Below are 16,217 nucleotides of genomic sequence, written 5' to 3' on the forward strand. Positions count from 1 at the left end.
CGTCGGTGCCGCGCACCCGGACGTAGAACGGGTCGGACACCGCTCGAGGTCGTAGGTCACCACCGCCGTTCCGGTCCCGCCCGAGACGTCCTGCTTGAGAACGACCTTCGTGTCGGGCGCCTGGAACGTGTCCCGGTCCGACATCGGCCCGGTCACTGAACCCGGACGACCTCGACACGGGCCAGTTGGGGCGCGCGAGCTGCGCCCCGCTCACAGGCTGGTCAGCTCAATCGAGATCGCCAGCTCGAACCGGTCGCCCTTTTAGGCGTGACCACGAAGCCCACCGGCAGCCGCGTGCTGGCCCTCACCAAAGCCGATCAGCAGTGTCATCACCGCCGGCATACTTCTGCTCCTCCCCGGCGCCACCCTGACCGCGTGGGGGCGCCGATGCCGCAACACCTGGCTCTAGCGCGATGATCAGCTGGCCTGGCTGGGCTTCCCCCTCTGTCCACTCTGATCGCAACGACCTGTCCAGCCGATATGTGATTCACAACCGGTGTGTGGAAGAGCTCGTGCGGTATGACGCATGGCGCATTACAGTCTCAGGGAAACGTCTAGGGGGACGAATGGCTGGAGTTCTTGATCGGTGTATGAGTCGACGGCCGACGGATCCGGCCCGTGGACCTCACGGCCAGTCCTCGCCTGGGCAGCCCCCGCGGAACGGGGCAATTCTGTTTCGTAGGCGCCCGCGTCGCGCCGCGGCGCTGACAGTGTTGGTGCTGTCCTCAGGATGGCTGGCGATCGGCACGGCGTTCGCCGCCGAGTCAGGTCCCGCATCCGCTGCTGGCACCGTCGTCGTCTCAGTGGGCGTGACTGCCCGAGGCGGTGACACGGGCACACCTGCCGCGGCGCCCGCCCCAAGTCCAACCGCACCCGTGCCACCTTCAGTCAGCAAGTCGACTGCAAGGGTGCCCGCGCCGACCACGTCTCCGACGGCCACCCCGACCGCGGCGCCGACGACGGCCACCCCGACCGCGGCGCCGACGACGGCTACCCCGACCGCGGCGCCGACGACGGCTACCCCGACCGCGGCACCGACCACGGCCGTTCCGACCGCGGCACCGACGACGGCCGTCCCGACCGCGGCACCGACCACGGCCACATCACCGACGGCCGCACCGGCCGCACCGGCCGCACCGGCCGCACCGGCCGCACCGGCCGCACCGGCCGCGACGCCTACTCCGCCGGCACCGGCCGCACCGGCCGCGACGCCTACTCAGCCGGCACCGACTAAGGTGGCCAGGCCGTCCAAGGCTCGTCCGGCCCCTGACGAAGCTGACGTCGGCGTCGGCCCGGTGGCTACCCCGTCACCGGTTCCTCCGGGCGACGGAAGCTACCTGCTGCCGGTTGGTGCCGGTCTGCTGGCGCAGCATCCGTCCTGGCTTGAAGGCACAGCACAGACGGCGGCGCTTCGCGTGGATGCCGGCACGCCGGTCCTCGCGCCGACGGCCGGCGCGGTCAGCGGCGTCGTGGCTGGTCAGCTCGTTCTTTCCGGTGACGACGGCGCCACCTACCGCCTCGCGGGCTTTAGCACGATCAGTGTCGTGCAGGGCGCAAAGGTGGTCCCGGGACAGGCCCTCGGGTTGGCCGCAAAGGGTGGCATCACATTCGGGATGGACATCCCCGACGTCGCCGGGCCCGTATGCGTGCTGCCCGCCCTGCAGGCATGGGTCGTAGGCAACCAGATCGACGTGCATGCGTTGCCAGTCAGGTGCCCCGCCCCCGCGCTTCCGGGAACCGCTACCTTCTCACCCGCGGTCATGGCTGGACTTCAACAGCCACCGGCTGCGCCTGGCACGCCGACGACGGTGCCGGCACCCGCGCATACCGTCACGGTTCTCGTGGTCACCGACCGCAGCACCGCAGCGATCCGGAGCAACCTGCAAGGTCTTCTCACCGGCGCTGGAGTCCCAGGCCAGATCGCGTCCGCCGACGTGCTGACCGGACCGACGCACGACCTGGCTGCGCAGGTGTCGACCGCAGCGGCGGCCGTCCACCCGGACCTCGTCATCGTCGCCATCGCCCACCCGGCGGTCGAACAGGCTTCAGGTGTATCGACCGTCCTGGCCCAGACGCCGGTGCTCTGGGTTCGAGCAGTGAGCCCGACAACAGCGGCAGCCGCTGCGGCCACCGAAGGTCAGCAGTACCAGAGCCTGGTGAAGCACGCCCCGAACCTTCGTGTCCTGACCCTGCCGGCGGCGTTGACCGCCTCCGGTCTGCAGGCAGCCGATGGCTCCTGGACGGCGGCCGGTGATGCCGTGGTCGCAGGCGCGATCGCGAACTATGTGGGTATCGCCTACCAGGTCGTCGGGCCGGGTCAGGCGGTTGCGAGCCTGCTGAGCTACGCCGAAGCTCAGCTTGGAAAGCCGTACCTCTGGGCAGGCGCGGGCCCAGACAGCTTCGACTGTTCCGGCCTGACGATGATGGCCTACCGGCAGGTCGGGATGGGCTTCACCCACAATGCGTATGCGCAGTACGAGGCCACGAAACAGTGGGCGATCTCATCCGCCGCGGCGCTCCAGCCCGGAGATCTGGTGTTCTTCGGAGCCACCGAGGCAGGTATTCACCACGTCGGCCTCTATGTGGGCGGGGGGCAGTTCCTGGACGCGCCCCATCCGGGGGCTGCTGTCCGGTTCGACGCACTTGGGCCTGGCTGGGACTACTTCGGTGCTACGCGTCCGCTCACCAGCATGGTCACGCTGGGGACCAACGGGTCGATCCGCGCCGCCACCCGACAGACTGTCGACCGTCTGTGGGGGGACGCCCAGTGGCCCTTCCTCGACGCGTTATGGACTCGAGAGTCGAACTGGGACCCCGCGGCGGTGAACTCCAGCTCCGGTGCGAGCGGCATCCCGCAGGCCCTCCCAGCCACCAAGATGGCTTCTGCTGGACCTGACTGGCGCACCAACCCGACCACGCAGGTGAGGTGGGGACTTCAGTACATCACTGCCCGCTACGGCAACCCTCAGGCGGCGTGGGCTCACGAGCAGGCCTTCAGCTGGTACTGATCGCCCGCGCCGGCACCCCGGTGTCCCGTCAGCGGATCGGCACGGTACTGCAGCAGATAGGGGTGGAGCTGCGGTCGCCTGCACGGCGACAGTGTGGCGCAGGCTGCGGGCGACCCGACCCACCGAAACCTTCGACAGGTGGCTTGAGGCCCGCACGTACCTCGACGGCGGATGTCTGCGGTGGAGGATGGCAGACCACAAACGGGCTCTTCACAATCGAAGGTGTAGTTGGGGTCGCAGCGTGGCGTGTCTGACGTCGAGGTAGTCGAACGGTGTGCCGCGGGGCGTATCGGATAATTAGCCTTGCAGGTCTCGCTTGGAGAAGGCGGCGCCTCCGGCGGCGATGAGCAGCACGGCGAGAACCGTCACGAGCGCTGCGCGCGGCCAGTCCGGGCTGGTCGCTGGGGCCGGAACCATGTGGGAGAGGATTGAGGTGTCGATCAGCCAGTGGTTGATGCTGACGAGCCCACCGGTCAGCTGGATCAAGCCCGACCAGGCCAGGTAGCCGTAGGCGACCGCGGCTGCCGCGCGTGGCCGGACTCCGAATGCCAGCACACCAACGCCGAGCACAAACAGCGCTGGCGGTATGACGTTCGCGCCGGCGAGGAGCAGGGGGGCGAGCGCGACGGGGCTGTGCTGGCTTGTCGCCCCGGCCCAGGCGCCAAGACCGGCGGTGAACCCGGCGACGACCACCAGGGCGACGGCCAATCCGAGGCGTCCGGCAAGCCAGCTGAGGCGGTGCAGCGGGCCCACAAGTAGGTGCTGCGCATGGCCGTCGGTCTCCTCCGCGGCCAAGGCGGCGACCTGGCCGGCGGCGATCATCGCGACCAAGAGCGCGAGGACCAGGAAGGTCAGCCCCAGGTAAAGCTCGACCGGGCTACCGTTGCCACCGAGGCGGTGGACGGTAGCTGCGATCTCGCCCGACTCCGTGGAGTCGCTGGTGGAGGAGGCGGCCGTGGCCCCGATCAAGACGGACATGGCCAGGACCGCGAACAGCCACCCCAGCGCGACCGGACGGACCATCCGGGCTGCCAGCGAGACCGGTCCGCGTACCGAGGCCAACCGCGGAGCAGCGAAGTCGTGTCCCGGCCACAGGCCCGCGCCGACGTCGCGCACGGCAGCCAGACGCACCGCGGCCGCGACGCAGGCGAACACGGTTAACGCGATCGGGACCAGCGCCAGCGGATGTGGCTGGGTCAGCGGGCGAACCAGTTCCACCCAGCCCAGCGGGCTCAGCCACGCCACCCAGTGCAGGCTGGGGCGGGAGTCGGAGATCATCCGCACTGCGTACGACAGGCTCAGCACGGTGCCGCCAAGCGCCATGGCGCGGCGGCGGGTGTCGAACAGCTGGCTGGTCAGCGCGCCGATGGCGGCGAACATGGCCGGCCCGGCGACGAGGACCCCAGCGAAGGCCAGGCACTGCCCCACGGAGAACCCGACGTCCGCGGAGCGAGCGAGGACGACCAGCGCGACCACGCAGGGCCCGAAGATCGCCAGCAGCCCGGCCGCGAGACCGGCGATGGCCTGAGCGGTGGCACGCGCGGGGGTGGTCCGCCCAACGACGAGCAGCTCGTGACGACCCGCCGCCTCCTCGCCGCGCAGCAACCGGGTCGCGGTGGTCAGGCCCCACAGTGAACCGAGCACGGCCAGCACTCCGACGAAACGCCAGGTGGCCCACCCGGCGACGGTCTCGATGTCGCGGATCGGTCCGATCAGCGCATTGATGCCCAGGTTCGTCTCGTACGCGCGCACCAGCTCCGCGCGGGCGGCCGGCGTCGGGTACTGAGACGTGTATGTGCTCGTCTGGACCAGCATGAACACGGCGAACGCCGCCCCCCACAGCGCCCCCGACCGAGCGGCTCCACGCCCCGTCACCTCGATGACGACCATCCCCGGCGCCCGCGCGAACCGGGTCAGCAGCGACGGGGCGCTCATGGGCGGGTGCCTGCGGTCGACCGTCCTGGCGGTCGCGGTTCGCCGGTCGGGCTGTCGTGGGAACCGGTTGTGCCGTAGTGGGTCAGGAACATCTCCTCCAGCGACGCCTCGCGGCTGACTATCGTGCGCACGCCGGTGGCGGCCAGCGCGTCGATCAGGGGTTGGACCTGACCGTCCACCTCGATGTGCACGCGCCGCCCGTCGGTCAGCACTCGGGCGACGCCAGGAACATGAGCCAGTTCCGTCGGGGGGGCGCCGTCGAAGGTGATGTCGACGCTCGATCTCGCCAGGTGCCGCATACTCGCGATGGTGCCCACCTCAGCCAGCTGGCCATCGCGAAGGATGCCGACCCGGTCACAGAGCGCTTCTGCCTCGGAGAGGATGTGCGAGGACAAGAACACCGTCTGGCCTCCGAGCTGGGCTTCGCGCACGCACTGCCGGAACACCTCCTCCATCAGCGGGTCCAGGCCTGAGGTCGGCTCGTCGAAGATCAACAGCTCGGCGCGGGTCATCAGCGCCGCGATCAGGAGCACCTTCTGCCGGTTCCCCTTCGAGTACGCGCGCACCTTCTTCGACGGGTCGAGCCGAAACCGCTCGATCAGCTCGTCCCGGTAGACACAGTCGAGACTGCCGTGGACGCGTCCGAGCAGGTGCAGGGTCTCCATGCCGGTCAGCGACGGCCACAGGCTGGCCTCACCGGGTACGTAGGCCAGTCGTCGGTGCACCTCGACGCTGTCGCGCTGGCAGTCGTACCCGAAGATCTCCGCCCGCCCCGCCGAGGGCCGTGCCAGCGCCAGCAGCAGCCGGATGGTCGTGCTCTTGCCGGAGCCGTTCGGCCCGAGGTAGCCGAAGACCTCACCAGGTCGGACGTCGAGGTCCAGCTCGCGCAGCACCTCGACCCGGCCGTAACGCTTTCCCAGTCCGCGCGTGCTGATCGCCGGCACGGTCATCTCGGGAGTCCCTCTCTGCGTGGATCGGATGGAGTCCAGGCGGTCAGGGCGGCTGGCAGCGCCGCCGCCCGCACGTCGTCCCACACCACGTCGGGGTCGGGCTCGAGGTGGGCCGAAGCGATACTGGCGATCCCGATAGCCGAAAGCGACCACTCCTGCGCGTTCTCGGCGCCGAACGGGGTAGCCCAGGTGCGGTGCGAGGCGATCTGTGGAGACGCCAACGCCATCAGGGCCAGTCCGCGCAGGATGGCGCTGACGAGAGTGACAAGGGAGTCGAAGGAGGCGCCCATCCCGGGCCGCAGCCGATAGCCCAACAGTGCGGACAACCGCTCCCACGAGTCCGCCATCCGGGCGAGATGAGTCCGCTCGGACTCGGCCAGTTCGATCCGTACCTGCTCGCGCAGCTCGCCGTCCGCCAGCCCGACGAAGGTCGCGTGCAGGGCGATGTAGGTCCGCCAGCCTGGAGACTGGGACAGAGCATCGAGATCCAGCACGGTCAGCCGGCGAAACAGCTCAGCGAGTAGGCGCTGCCGGCCGTCGGCCGTGGTCAGCCACTCCACGTGCGCCCCGACGATGCTGGTCAACAGCGCGACCTCGTCGTCCACGAGCGTGGGCGGAGTGGCGTTCTCGGCCAGCCTGCGCACGAGATCGACGATGAACAAGTCCTTCTGTGGCCATCGCCGGTACGCCGCGCTGCGCGGCACGTCGGCAGCATGGATGATCTCCTCGAAGCTGAGGTGGTCCAAGCTCACCGTGAGCCCGATGCGGTTGACCAACTCGCTCGCGGCGTCAAGCATCCGACGCTCGGTCTGGGCCTGGGACAACCGGCGCGAACGACGGGCGAAGGGCTGCTCCACCGAATGCCCCCTTGATACGCGTAGCACCAGAACTTGAGACACAGTATCTCAAGTACCGTCGTAGGGACCCGGTCTGCGTGTCTGCGTCTGGCGTTCGTCACCCTCGATCGTGAAGAGCCACCCAACCATCAAGGCGGTGCGAGCCGACCGACGGTGGCGTCGAGATCCACTGCTCTCCTAGCGATCGGGTCAGGTACCTGTGCGGGTATCTCCCTTCTTAGTCGTAGTACCCCCCGGGGCACTCCACCAACGTCAGCGTGGCCGGCTAAGGCGTACCCCACGGGGTATGTGTCGGGTGCGACGGGAATGCAGGTGCCCGCCTGCTGCATACCCCAGTGGGTATATCCTTAGATCGGTACTTAAGGAGACCGCACATGAGCACCTAGACCCTGACCATCAGGAACTTCGAGTCCACCGCCGCCGCCAGTCCGATCGTTGGTCGACTTCTGGGCGTCGTGGTGCGGCCCGTGCGCTAGTTCGCCGCCGCGAAGATCACGTTCCTCCCCGCCCTCAGGGCGTTCCGGGACGGCATCCTCGTCTTCAGCCAGCCCGGGGCGCGCCGGCGTCGAGCAGGTCATCGACGGCGTCCGTTCCCTCGACAGGGACCGTGTCCGGGCTCAGATGGCCGCGCAGACCCCGTCCGCCTGATCCGTCCGCCTGATCCGTCCGCCTGATCCGTCCCTGACCATCCACCCGCCGCACACCCAAGGAGCACGTCATGGGTTACGCCCTGAGCGCCACCGTCAAGCACCCGTTCGCCTCGACCCTCGACGCCACCCGAGCCGCCCTGGCCGACCAGGGCTTCGGCGTCCTCACCGAGATCGACCTCGCCACCACCCTCAAGACCAAGATCGACGCAGACATCCCCGCCCATGTCATCCTCGGGGCCTGCCGCCCACCGCTGGCCTACGCGGCCGTCCAGGCCGAGCCGTCGATCGGGCTGCTCCTGCCGTGCAACGTCGTCGTCCGCGCGATCGACGACGGCACCACCCTCGTCGAGGCCATGGACCCCCAGGTCATGGTCACTCTGACGGGCAACGACGCCCTCGCCGGTGTCGCCACTGACGCCCGCGAACGGCTCACCGCGGCCCTGGCCGTCATCGCCGCCTGACCCCCCCGGAAGGAGCTCCACCATGGTCACCCTCAACACCGACGACATGACGCCCGTCATCAACCGCCTGCGGCGCGCCCAGGGCCAGCTCGGCGGGGTCATTCGCCTCATCGAGGAGGGACGCGACTGCAAGGACGTCGTCAACCAGCTCGCCGCCGTCAACCGGGCGCTCGACCGGGCCGGCTTCGCCATCGTCTCCTCCGGCATGCGGGAGTGCCTGACGTCACCCGACGGGATCAGCGCGACAGACCAGGCGAGCATGGAGAAGCTCTTCCTCACCCTGGCCTGACAGGCCCGGATCGCCAAGTAGCGTGAACCGAATAAGCAGCGTTCTCGTTCAGCTGTACTTGGATGCAACCGTCATGCCGGCCTCGGCGTGGTAGGTGTCGAGGCAGTGGATCATCCGGTCACCGGCGTTGTCCGCGTCCAAATCGATCGCGAGGGACTCCATCGGCGCCATCAGCACGGTGTCCTTTCGAAGTCTTGACGGCAGGGCGAAGGTGTGGCCGTGCAGCTGCGGTGGGTGGGTCATCACCGAGTTAACGCCAGGCAGGCCTTGCCGGAGAGCGTCCTATGGGCGGCTGAAGTTCCTGGGCGATACCGGAGTCGCTCCGTCGGCTGCGCGGGGGAGGCGGAGCCAGCGCGAGGGGAGCGCGGGATCAGGCTGTGGGGGCGGTGCCGTTGGGGTCTCGCCCTGGGGGGCAGGGGTGAGGCAGACCGGCGGCAGGTCGAACCAGAGCAGTCCGGCAGGTAGGTCCTCAAGGCAGGGGTGCGGGTGGGTGATGCGGGCCGGGGCCCTGTGTGGCAGTGTCGCGACGATCTGGTGGGCGAGGTCGAGACAGGCCTTCAGGGTGGGGGCGGGCGCCCGCGCTGCCGGCGGGGGATAGGCCATCACCCCGGAGTCGTCGTAGTAGATGTCGGCCAGCCGGATGGGCGGATCTCCTGGATCCAGACGGTGGCGCCAGAGTCCGGTCGCGGGATCGAACCGGTAGTCATGCAGCAGCTGGTGTCCGTGCTGGGCAATGAAGTCGACGGCGGCGATGATGTGGTCGGCGACCTGGTCGGCGACGAAGTAGTTGAGATTGACGCGGACCCAGCCGGGTTTGAGGCCCTCGCACCCGGAGTCGGCCGCTCGTTGGTAGACCCGGGAGTGCTTGGCGTCGATCCCCAGGAGCTGGTGTCCGTAGGGGCCCGCGCACGAGCATCCGCCGCGAGCCTGGATACCGAACAGGTCGTTGAGCAGGGTCACTACGAAGTTGTGGTGGAGCGCGAGTCCGCTGGGGGCGCGGACCAGGAAGGAGATGATGGCCAGCCGATCGGCCTCGCTGTCGCCGAGGACCTCGATGGCCGGAGTGGTCCGCCATCGCTCGAGCGCCCGGGCGAGCAGCTGCTGTTCACGACCCCGGATGGCCTCGACACCGACGGCGTCCTTGAGCTGGAAGACGAGCCCGGCCCGGATCGCCCCGATGATGGCGGGCGTGCCGCCCTCCTCGCGGCGCTCGACGTCGCTGACGTAGGCGTGCTCGCTCGGGGTGACGAAGGTGACCGTCCCGCCGCCGGGCACGACGGGCACGGTGTTGGCCACGAGGTGGCGGCGGATGGCCAGGACTCCCGGGGTCTCCGGGCCACCGATGAACTTGTGGGGGCTAAGGAAGACCGCATCCTTGCCGGCCTCGGGGTTCGGGCGCTCTGCTGGACTGCGGCGTCCGGCCATCGCGATATCGACGTAGGGACCGGCGGCGGCGAAGTCCCAGAAGGCCAGGGCGCCGTGCTGGTGCAGCAGGATGGTGATGGAGTCGGTGTCGGACAGGATGCCGGTGACGTTGCTGGCGGCGGAGAAGGAGCCGATCAGTAGGGGGCGGTTGGCGTATCGGCGGAGCTCTTCGGCCAGGTGGGCGGGGTCGATGTGACCGTGGGTGTCGGCACGGATCCGGACAACGTCGGCGATCGTCTCGCGCCAGGGTATCTCGTTCGAGTGGTGCTCGAACGGCCCCACGAAGACGACCGGCCGCTGATCGGCGGGTATGTGGGTGGAGAGTGACCAGTCGGCGTCGAGGTCGGCGGGGATCCGCAGGTTGAGGATGCCGACCAGCTTGTCCACGGCGGCCGTCGCCCCCGAGCCGCAGAAGATCACGGCAGTCTCGTCACCGGCGCCGATCGACTTCCTGATCAGGTCGCGTGCCTCTTCGCGGAGCCTGGTGGTCTGCAGCCCTGTCCCGCTCGCCTCGGTGTGCGTGTTGGCATAGGTGGGCAACACCATCAGCCGCAGGTAGTCCTCGACGAAAGACAGTGAGCGACCGGAGGCGGTGTAGTCGGCATAGATGACCCGGCGTGGACCGTATGGCCCGTCCAGGACCTGGTCCGCGCCGATCACCCCAGCCTCGATCCGCACCATGGGCGCCGAGCGAGCCGCTGGTGTGACGCTCGGCCCGGCGGTCACGATGCGGGTGTTCGTGATCGTTTCACCTCGTGTTCGTGAAAAGCCGGCCTAGATGAAGAGGAGCTGTGCGCCTTCGGTCTTGTCGATGAAGTCGCTGGCGCTGATGATGGCCTCGACGTCGTCGTAGAGGTCCTCCTTGGTGAGGTGGTTCATGTCGGTTGACATCCGGCAGGCCCACAGGTGCCCGCCGGAAGCGACGATCTGTTCGAGGAAGTCGGGCACCTCGGGGACGTCGAGGTCCGCGATGGACTTCCGCATTCGCGAGGTCGCTACGGCGGTCATCCCTGGCAGACCGCCCAAGCCTTGAGGCATATGGGTGGCCGTGTTGCCGAGCATGGTCATCTGGAGGTCGCCCATGGTCTTCTTGTTGATCATGTCGAGGCCCCAGAAGGTGAAGAACAGGTGGGTCTCGACGCCTTCGCCGAGTGCGGCGTTGGCCATGATCAGGCCGGGGTAGGCCATGTCGAGCGTTCCCTTGGAACAGATGATGGCCAGGGTGCGACCCGTCTGTACGTCATCGAACGACGGGATGACAGGGGCAGCCTGCGGAGTGGTGGTGGTCATGATTGGTATCTCCTTCGGGGTCAGACGCAGCCGCGTGGTTTGGGCAACCCGGCGATGTAGGCCATCTTCTTGGCCGGCTTCTGCGGGAAGAGCTGGAACAGGGTCTTGGTCGGGATGGCGCCCACGACGCTGACCCGGCGCAGGGTGGGCGTGACGCCCTTGGCGGCGAAGTCCTGGCGCAGGAACCGAATGGCTTGCCAGTGCTGGTCGGTCAGGTCGATGCCGATCTGGGCGGCGAGAGTCGCGCCCAGCGCCTCGTCCCACTCGGCATAGTCGGTCATGAAGCCTTCGGTGTCGACGGCGATCTGGTGGCCGTCGATGGTTGTGACAGGCATGGCACTCATTCCTCGTTCTTCGAGACGTCTTCGGTGGACTTGCCGAGCATCGACATGTGTGATGGCAGCGGTATCGGGCGACCTGGCAGCAGGACGTTCCAGTAGATCCAGCGGAATGCCAGCTTGCCGAGGTGGTTGGCCCGGGTCTCCTTGAGCAGGTCCATTGGCCCGATGATGGGGACGGGGAACTTGCCGGGCAAGGGCTCGGTGTCGTAGTTGAAGTCGATGAGCAGTCCTTTGTGGTCACCAGACTCGATGAAGCAGTTCGTGTGACCGTCGAAGGAACCGGTCATCGGTTTTCCGGCGATGAGCTCCAGGAAGTTGTCAGCGAAGATCTCGACCGAGAAGTGGGCGACGGACCCGGCCTTGGACGCAGGGATGTCGGACGCGTCGCCCACCGCGAAGATATTGACGTGGGCGGTGGAGAGCAGCGTGTGCTTGTCGACTGGCACGTAGTTCAACTCGTCCCCGAGGCCGGATCGTGCCACGAAGTCGGCACCCATGTTGAGGGGCACGGTGACGAGCAGGTCGAAGGGGACCTCTCGCTCGTCGTAGGACACCAGGGTCTTGGTCTCGGTGTCGATGTGCTCCACCAGGAAGTCTGACTCGACGACGATCTTGCGGTCGTCGAGCATCGACCCGAGATGTGCGGAAGCGATGGGTTTTGTGAAGGCACCTGGGAGCGGGGTGACGTAGACCAGCTCGACCCGGTCGCGCATCCCACGCTCGCGCAGCCACGCCTCGGCCAGGAAGGCGAACTCCAACGGGGCGACCGGGCACTTGATGGGCATGTCGGTGACGTGGACCGCCAAGCGACCATGGTCGAAGCTCCTCAGTGCCTCGCGCAGTGCCAGCGCCCCGTCGTAGGTATAGAAGTCGAAGATGCTACGGCGCCACTCCTTCCCGAGCATGCCCGGCGTCTGGTCCGGACGCGGCGAGGTGCCCGAGGCGATAACCAGGTAGTCGTAGGTCAGGTCTCGGCCGTCCATCAGCGCCACCACGTTCGTCTCGGGGTGAATGACGTCCACCTCGCCGATCACGAAGTCGACCCCGTCGTGGATCAGGGAGTGCCGAGCGCGGGTCACCTGCGTCTCGGTGTAGGTGCCGAAGGGCAGGAACAGGTAGCCGGGCTGGTAGCGGTGCTGGTCATCGCAGTCGACGACGGTGACGTCCCAGTTCTGCGGTGACAGAGCGGGCCTGAGCCGGTTGACGACCATCGTGCCGGCAGTACCGGCACCCAGGACCAGCAGATGCTTCTTCACAGCTGACTCCCTCTCCTATGCCCTTCCTCCTGACCCTAGGCAGCCCTCAGCGCCCGGGCCAGGGGCGAAGGTCCCGACCGCCCACGGCCCGGTGCCGATCGGGTGCGCCCTGACTGCGACACGCTGGACGAGTCTGTCCGCGTCTCTTATGGCGCTCACGCTCGCCGCCACAACGTCTGATTGACACGTGCTCTTACGAGAGGGTTGATGCATGATCCGTCTCGTGAAGCTCGCCCGCCGGTACTGGACCGTCACGTTGACCCTTACTGTCGGGCTTCTCGGGATCGTCTTCGTCCTCACGGGTGCCGGCGCAGCGGTGCAGGGGACTTTCAGTGTGTACGCCCTGGGGATCGCGGCGTGGCAGGCCGTGGGCATGGCGCGCGACCTCCTGCGCGGTCATTGGGGACTCGACATTCTGGCCGTCACTGCAGTGGTCGCGACTGTGGTGGTGGGTGAGTACGTCGCGGCGCTTCTGGTGGTGCTGATGCTTACGGGTGGCGAGGCACTCGAGAACTATGCGAACCGCCGCGCGAAACGCGAGCTCGACGCCCTTCTCATTCGCGCGCCGCACCTCGCGCACCGGATGTACGGATCGGACATCGTCGATGTCCGGGCCGAGGAGGTACGTCCCGGCGATCTGCTGCTCGTCCGGCCGAGCGAAGTCGTGCCGGTCGACGCTACCCTCCGCTCAGGGGAGGCCTCGGTCGACCAGGCATCGCTGACCGGCGAGAGCGTGCCGGTTGACAAGCATCCAGGCGACGCGTTGCTCAGCGGGTCGATCAACGGCCAGTCCGCGATCGTCGTTGTCGCCCTGGCGACGGCTGCCGACAGCCAGTACCAGCAGATCGTCGCCCTCGTCGCCGAGGCGGCGGCCAGCAAGGCGCCGGTCGTGCGGCTTGCCGACCACTACGCCGTGCCGTTCACGCTGTTTTCGCTTGCCCTCGCGGGCATCGCATGGTGGCTGTCCGATGACCCGGTGCGCTTCGCGGAAGTGCTCGTGCTCGCCACACCATGCCCGCTGCTCATTGCCGCGCCGGTCGCCTTCATCGGTGGTATGAGCCGCGCCGCCCGCAACGGCGTGATCGTGAAGAGCGGTGGAGTGCTTGAACAACTGGCGTCGGCGAAGACGGCGGTGTTCGACAAGACCGGCACACTCACACACGGCTCCCCGACATTGGCTGCGATCCGGCCCGAGAACGGCATCACGCAGGATGAGCTCCTCTCGGCCGTGGCGTCCACCGAGCGATACTCCTCGCACGTGCTCGCAACCGCGTTCATCGCCGCGGCAAACGAGCGCGGGCTGCCGCTCGCTGAGGCGGAATGGGCGCGCGAGGAGGCGACGAACGGCATGTGGGCGAGGATCGGCGACCGCGAGGTGGTGGTGGGCAAGTTCACCTTTGTCGCGAGTTTCGCACCGGATGCCGCGCGCACCGCGATCGCACCGGGTCAGCTCGCCGTGTATGCGGCGATCGACGGCCGTTTTGCGGGCGCGCTCCTCGCGAGCGACAGCCTGCGCGACAACGCGAAGGCGACCCTCGAACGCCTCGATGAGCTCGGGGTGCACCACGTGATGATCCTCACCGGCGACGCGCAAGAAACCGCAGACCACATTGCCGCCGAGCTCGGCATCACGACGGTGCACGCCAATTGCCTGCCGGCCGACAAGGTGAACGCGGTGCAGGCCATCACCGAGCGTCCCGTAATCATGGTCGGCGATGGCGTCAACGACGCCCCGGTGCTCGCGGCCGCCGATGTGGGCATCGCGATGGGTGCCAAGGGCGCGACCGCCGCGAGCGAGTCGGCAGACGCCGTCATCCTCGTTGACGACATCTACCGCGCCGCAAAGGCCGTCGAAATCGGGCGTGACACCGTGCAGATCGCCCGGCAGAGCATCTGGCTCGGCATCATCGTGAGCGTGGGCCTCATGATCGTGGCAGCGTTCGGCGTCATCCCCGCGACAGCAGGTGCGGTGCTACAAGAGCTCGTCGACCTCGCAACCATCCTCGCCGCGCTACGCGCGATCGGTAGCCGACGTGATGCGCGGCAGGCGTCGCGCCGACCAACGGGCGGAGCCGGTTGCGGGCTCGTCGACCCGCTCACAGGTGTGCGTCGGGTGTGCCCCAGATGACCAAAATTCCGGTATGCATGTGGGCATGAGGCTCGATGGTCGCCCTCGGGCAGCGCAGCCGCTCGACTCGGGTACGACCGTTCCCTCGGCGTAACCGAACGGACAGCGCACCCCGGGTCTGGTCCATCACGGGTGACAACAAGGGACCGGGACAGAGACCACCAAAGGAGACGGGCCTGAGATCCCTCGTCGTGTGAGAACCCCCTGTGGGGCGATACAGGGCAGGCCCCCCGGGCTGTCGCCGCCTGGCTGGGTGACGCGATGACGGTCGACCTGGTCGAGGTGTCGTAGGCCGGAGATCCCCGAGCGAGCGCCATCGGCTCACCGAACGGGCTGGTGCGGATTGGGTCGGCTGCCGCGTACGCGTCACCTCAGTTGGCCGGACGCTACGTTGATGGGCAGCTATCAGGTGCGCTCTGGTATGCGTGCTCAGCCACGGTTTCGACGTGCGGCACCAGCACCCCGCTCCCTACAGTCATGACGTGGGTCTCTTGCCAAAGCTACCGTTGACCATCGAGCTGCTCATCTTCGTGGCGTGTGCGGTGACGATCTGGGTGGCCGGCATCTCGCTGTCCAACTACACCGATATCTTGTCGGACCGTCTGCACCTCGGCGAGGCGTTGGGGGGACTGATCCTGCTCGCCGTCGCGACGAACCTGCCGGAGATCGCCATCACCTACAGTGCTGCCGCCAGTGGACAGCTGGACGTAGCGGTCAGCAACATCCTCGGTGGCATCGCGCTCCAGACGGTGGTCCTGGTGGCCCTCGACGCGTTCGGTGTCACCGAGCGTCGGCCGTTGACCTACCAAGCCGCCAGCCTGATCCTCGTCATCGAGGGTGCCGTCGTCCTCGCCGTGCTCGCGGTGGTGGTGATGGGTACCCAGCTGCCCACCACGTTGGTCTATGCCCGGCTCACCCCCCAGGTCGTCCTCATCGCGGCGGTCTGGGTGGTCGGGTTGGTCCTGACCCAGCGGGCTGGGAAATCACTGCCGTGGGCTCGCCACGGTGAAGCGCCGGACAGCCAGGCGAAGCCGCGTGGTCACTCACAAAAGGCGCGCGCAGCGAAGGCGAACAAGTCGGGAGTCAGCACCACGAAAGCGGCTCTCGTCTTCGGCGCGGCCGCGGTGGCCACCTTGCTTGCCGGAGCCCTCGCCGAGGAGAGCGGCACCGCCGCCGCCAGCGACGTTGGCCTGTCCGGGGTGCTCTTCGGCGCAACCGTCCTGGCTGCCGCCACCTCCCTACCCGAGCTGTCGACCGGCCTCACCTCGGTCAAGCAAGGCGACTACAAGCTCGCCTTCGGTGACATCTTCGGCGGAAACGCGTTTCTGCCGGTCCTCTTCCTCCTGGCGGTACTTGTGTCCGGCAAAGCCGTCCTACCGAACGCCCACACGTCCGACATCTACCTCACCGGACTCGGCGCCCTCCTCACCCTGGTGTATGTCGTCGGCCTCATCTTCCGGCCGTCCAGGAACCATTATCGAATGGGCGTCGACAGCATCGTCGTTCTCGTCCTCTACGTGATCGGCGTCGTTGGGCTCATCGCGCTGCCCACCTGAACGGTCGTCGACGCATGGTCGCCTCGCTTGGGCGTGAATTCCGTGATGTGGGTGACGGGACCTCGGCGTCC

At 67.9% G+C, this 16,217-nt stretch carries 14 protein-coding genes; 5 read left to right on the forward strand and 9 right to left on the reverse strand.

Annotation, left to right across the window (positions count from 1 at the left end):
- Positions 1–625: 625 nt before the first annotated feature.
- Positions 626–1,096, reverse strand: coding sequence for a hypothetical protein (locus tag ABI385_RS00565; protein ID WP_348101778.1), 471 nt, complete (start codon positions 1,094–1,096; stop codon positions 626–628).
- 199 nt (positions 1,097–1,295) lie between these two features.
- On the opposite strand from ABI385_RS00565, the gene ABI385_RS00570 reads away from it, so the two are divergent.
- Positions 1,296–3,008, forward strand: a complete 1,713-nt coding sequence (locus ABI385_RS00570) for an NlpC/P60 family protein (protein WP_348101779.1) — start codon at positions 1,296–1,298, stop codon at positions 3,006–3,008.
- Between the two features lie 297 nt (positions 3,009–3,305).
- Here ABI385_RS00570 and ABI385_RS00575 read toward each other — a convergent pair whose 3' ends face one another.
- Genes ABI385_RS00575 through ABI385_RS00585 form a run of 3 tightly spaced genes read right to left on the reverse strand, consistent with a single transcriptional unit; the run spans position 3,306 to position 6,750 of the window.
- On the reverse strand, positions 3,306–4,943 hold the full coding sequence (locus tag ABI385_RS00575) for a hypothetical protein (protein WP_348101780.1): 1,638 nt from the start codon (positions 4,941–4,943) through the stop codon (positions 3,306–3,308).
- Positions 4,940–5,893 carry an ABC transporter ATP-binding protein gene (locus ABI385_RS00580; RefSeq protein ID WP_348101781.1) on the reverse strand — a complete coding sequence of 318 codons (954 nt, stop codon included), beginning with the start codon at positions 5,891–5,893 and terminating at the stop codon, positions 4,940–4,942. The genes ABI385_RS00575 and ABI385_RS00580 overlap by 4 nt, the downstream gene beginning before the upstream one ends.
- Positions 5,890–6,750 carry a hypothetical protein gene (locus tag ABI385_RS00585; protein WP_348101782.1) on the reverse strand — a complete coding sequence of 287 codons (861 nt, stop codon included), beginning with the start codon at positions 6,748–6,750 and terminating at the stop codon, positions 5,890–5,892. The genes ABI385_RS00580 and ABI385_RS00585 overlap by 4 nt, the downstream gene beginning before the upstream one ends.
- Positions 6,751–7,468: 718 nt before the next feature.
- Between ABI385_RS00585 and ABI385_RS00590 the strand changes: the two genes are divergently transcribed.
- Together ABI385_RS00590 and ABI385_RS00595 are read left to right on the forward strand one after the other, a co-directional pair.
- Positions 7,469–7,861, forward strand: a complete 393-nt coding sequence (locus ABI385_RS00590) for a DUF302 domain-containing protein (protein WP_348101783.1) — start codon at positions 7,469–7,471, stop codon at positions 7,859–7,861.
- Between the two features lie 22 nt (positions 7,862–7,883).
- Positions 7,884–8,150: a metal-sensitive transcriptional regulator gene (locus ABI385_RS00595; RefSeq protein WP_348101784.1), complete on the forward strand. Its 267-nt coding sequence runs from the start codon at positions 7,884–7,886 to the stop codon at positions 8,148–8,150.
- Between the two features lie 48 nt (positions 8,151–8,198).
- Here the strand turns inward: ABI385_RS00595 and ABI385_RS00600 are convergent, their stop codons facing one another.
- The 5 genes from ABI385_RS00600 to ABI385_RS00620 are packed head-to-tail and all read right to left on the reverse strand — an operon-like array spanning position 8,199 to position 12,462.
- Positions 8,199–8,393, reverse strand: a complete 195-nt coding sequence (locus ABI385_RS00600; RefSeq protein WP_348101785.1) for a multicopper oxidase domain-containing protein — start codon at positions 8,391–8,393, stop codon at positions 8,199–8,201.
- Between the two features lie 39 nt (positions 8,394–8,432).
- Positions 8,433–10,301 (reverse strand): aminotransferase class V-fold PLP-dependent enzyme, encoded by a 1,869-nt coding sequence (locus ABI385_RS00605; RefSeq protein WP_348101786.1) that lies wholly within the window; start codon positions 10,299–10,301, stop codon positions 8,433–8,435.
- 48 nt (positions 10,302–10,349) lie between these two features.
- A complete protein-coding gene (locus ABI385_RS00610; RefSeq protein WP_348101787.1) occupies positions 10,350–10,865 on the reverse strand; it encodes a DsrE/DsrF/DrsH-like family protein in 516 nt (171 codons plus the stop codon).
- Between the two features lie 20 nt (positions 10,866–10,885).
- On the reverse strand, positions 10,886–11,209 hold the full coding sequence (locus ABI385_RS00615) for a TusE/DsrC/DsvC family sulfur relay protein (protein ID WP_348101788.1): 324 nt from the start codon (positions 11,207–11,209) through the stop codon (positions 10,886–10,888).
- The gene (locus ABI385_RS00620; RefSeq protein ID WP_348101789.1) at positions 11,206–12,462 is read right to left on the reverse strand and encodes an FAD/NAD(P)-binding oxidoreductase; all 1,257 of its coding nucleotides are present in this window, start codon (positions 12,460–12,462) and stop codon (positions 11,206–11,208) included. The genes ABI385_RS00615 and ABI385_RS00620 overlap by 4 nt, the downstream gene beginning before the upstream one ends.
- A 211-nt stretch (positions 12,463–12,673) precedes the next feature.
- Here ABI385_RS00620 and ABI385_RS00625 point away from each other — a divergent pair, with 211 nt between their 5' ends.
- Positions 12,674–14,590 carry a heavy metal translocating P-type ATPase gene (locus ABI385_RS00625; RefSeq protein WP_348101790.1) on the forward strand — a complete coding sequence of 639 codons (1,917 nt, stop codon included), beginning with the start codon at positions 12,674–12,676 and terminating at the stop codon, positions 14,588–14,590.
- A 482-nt stretch (positions 14,591–15,072) separates the two neighbouring features.
- Positions 15,073–16,146 carry a sodium:calcium antiporter gene (locus tag ABI385_RS00630; RefSeq protein ID WP_348101791.1) on the forward strand — a complete coding sequence of 358 codons (1,074 nt, stop codon included), beginning with the start codon at positions 15,073–15,075 and terminating at the stop codon, positions 16,144–16,146.
- The last annotated feature ends 71 nt before the right edge of the window (positions 16,147–16,217 follow it).

The organism is Lapillicoccus sp. (genome assembly GCF_039935575.1).
Taxonomy (GTDB): Bacteria; Actinomycetota; Actinomycetes; order Actinomycetales; family Dermatophilaceae; genus Lapillicoccus.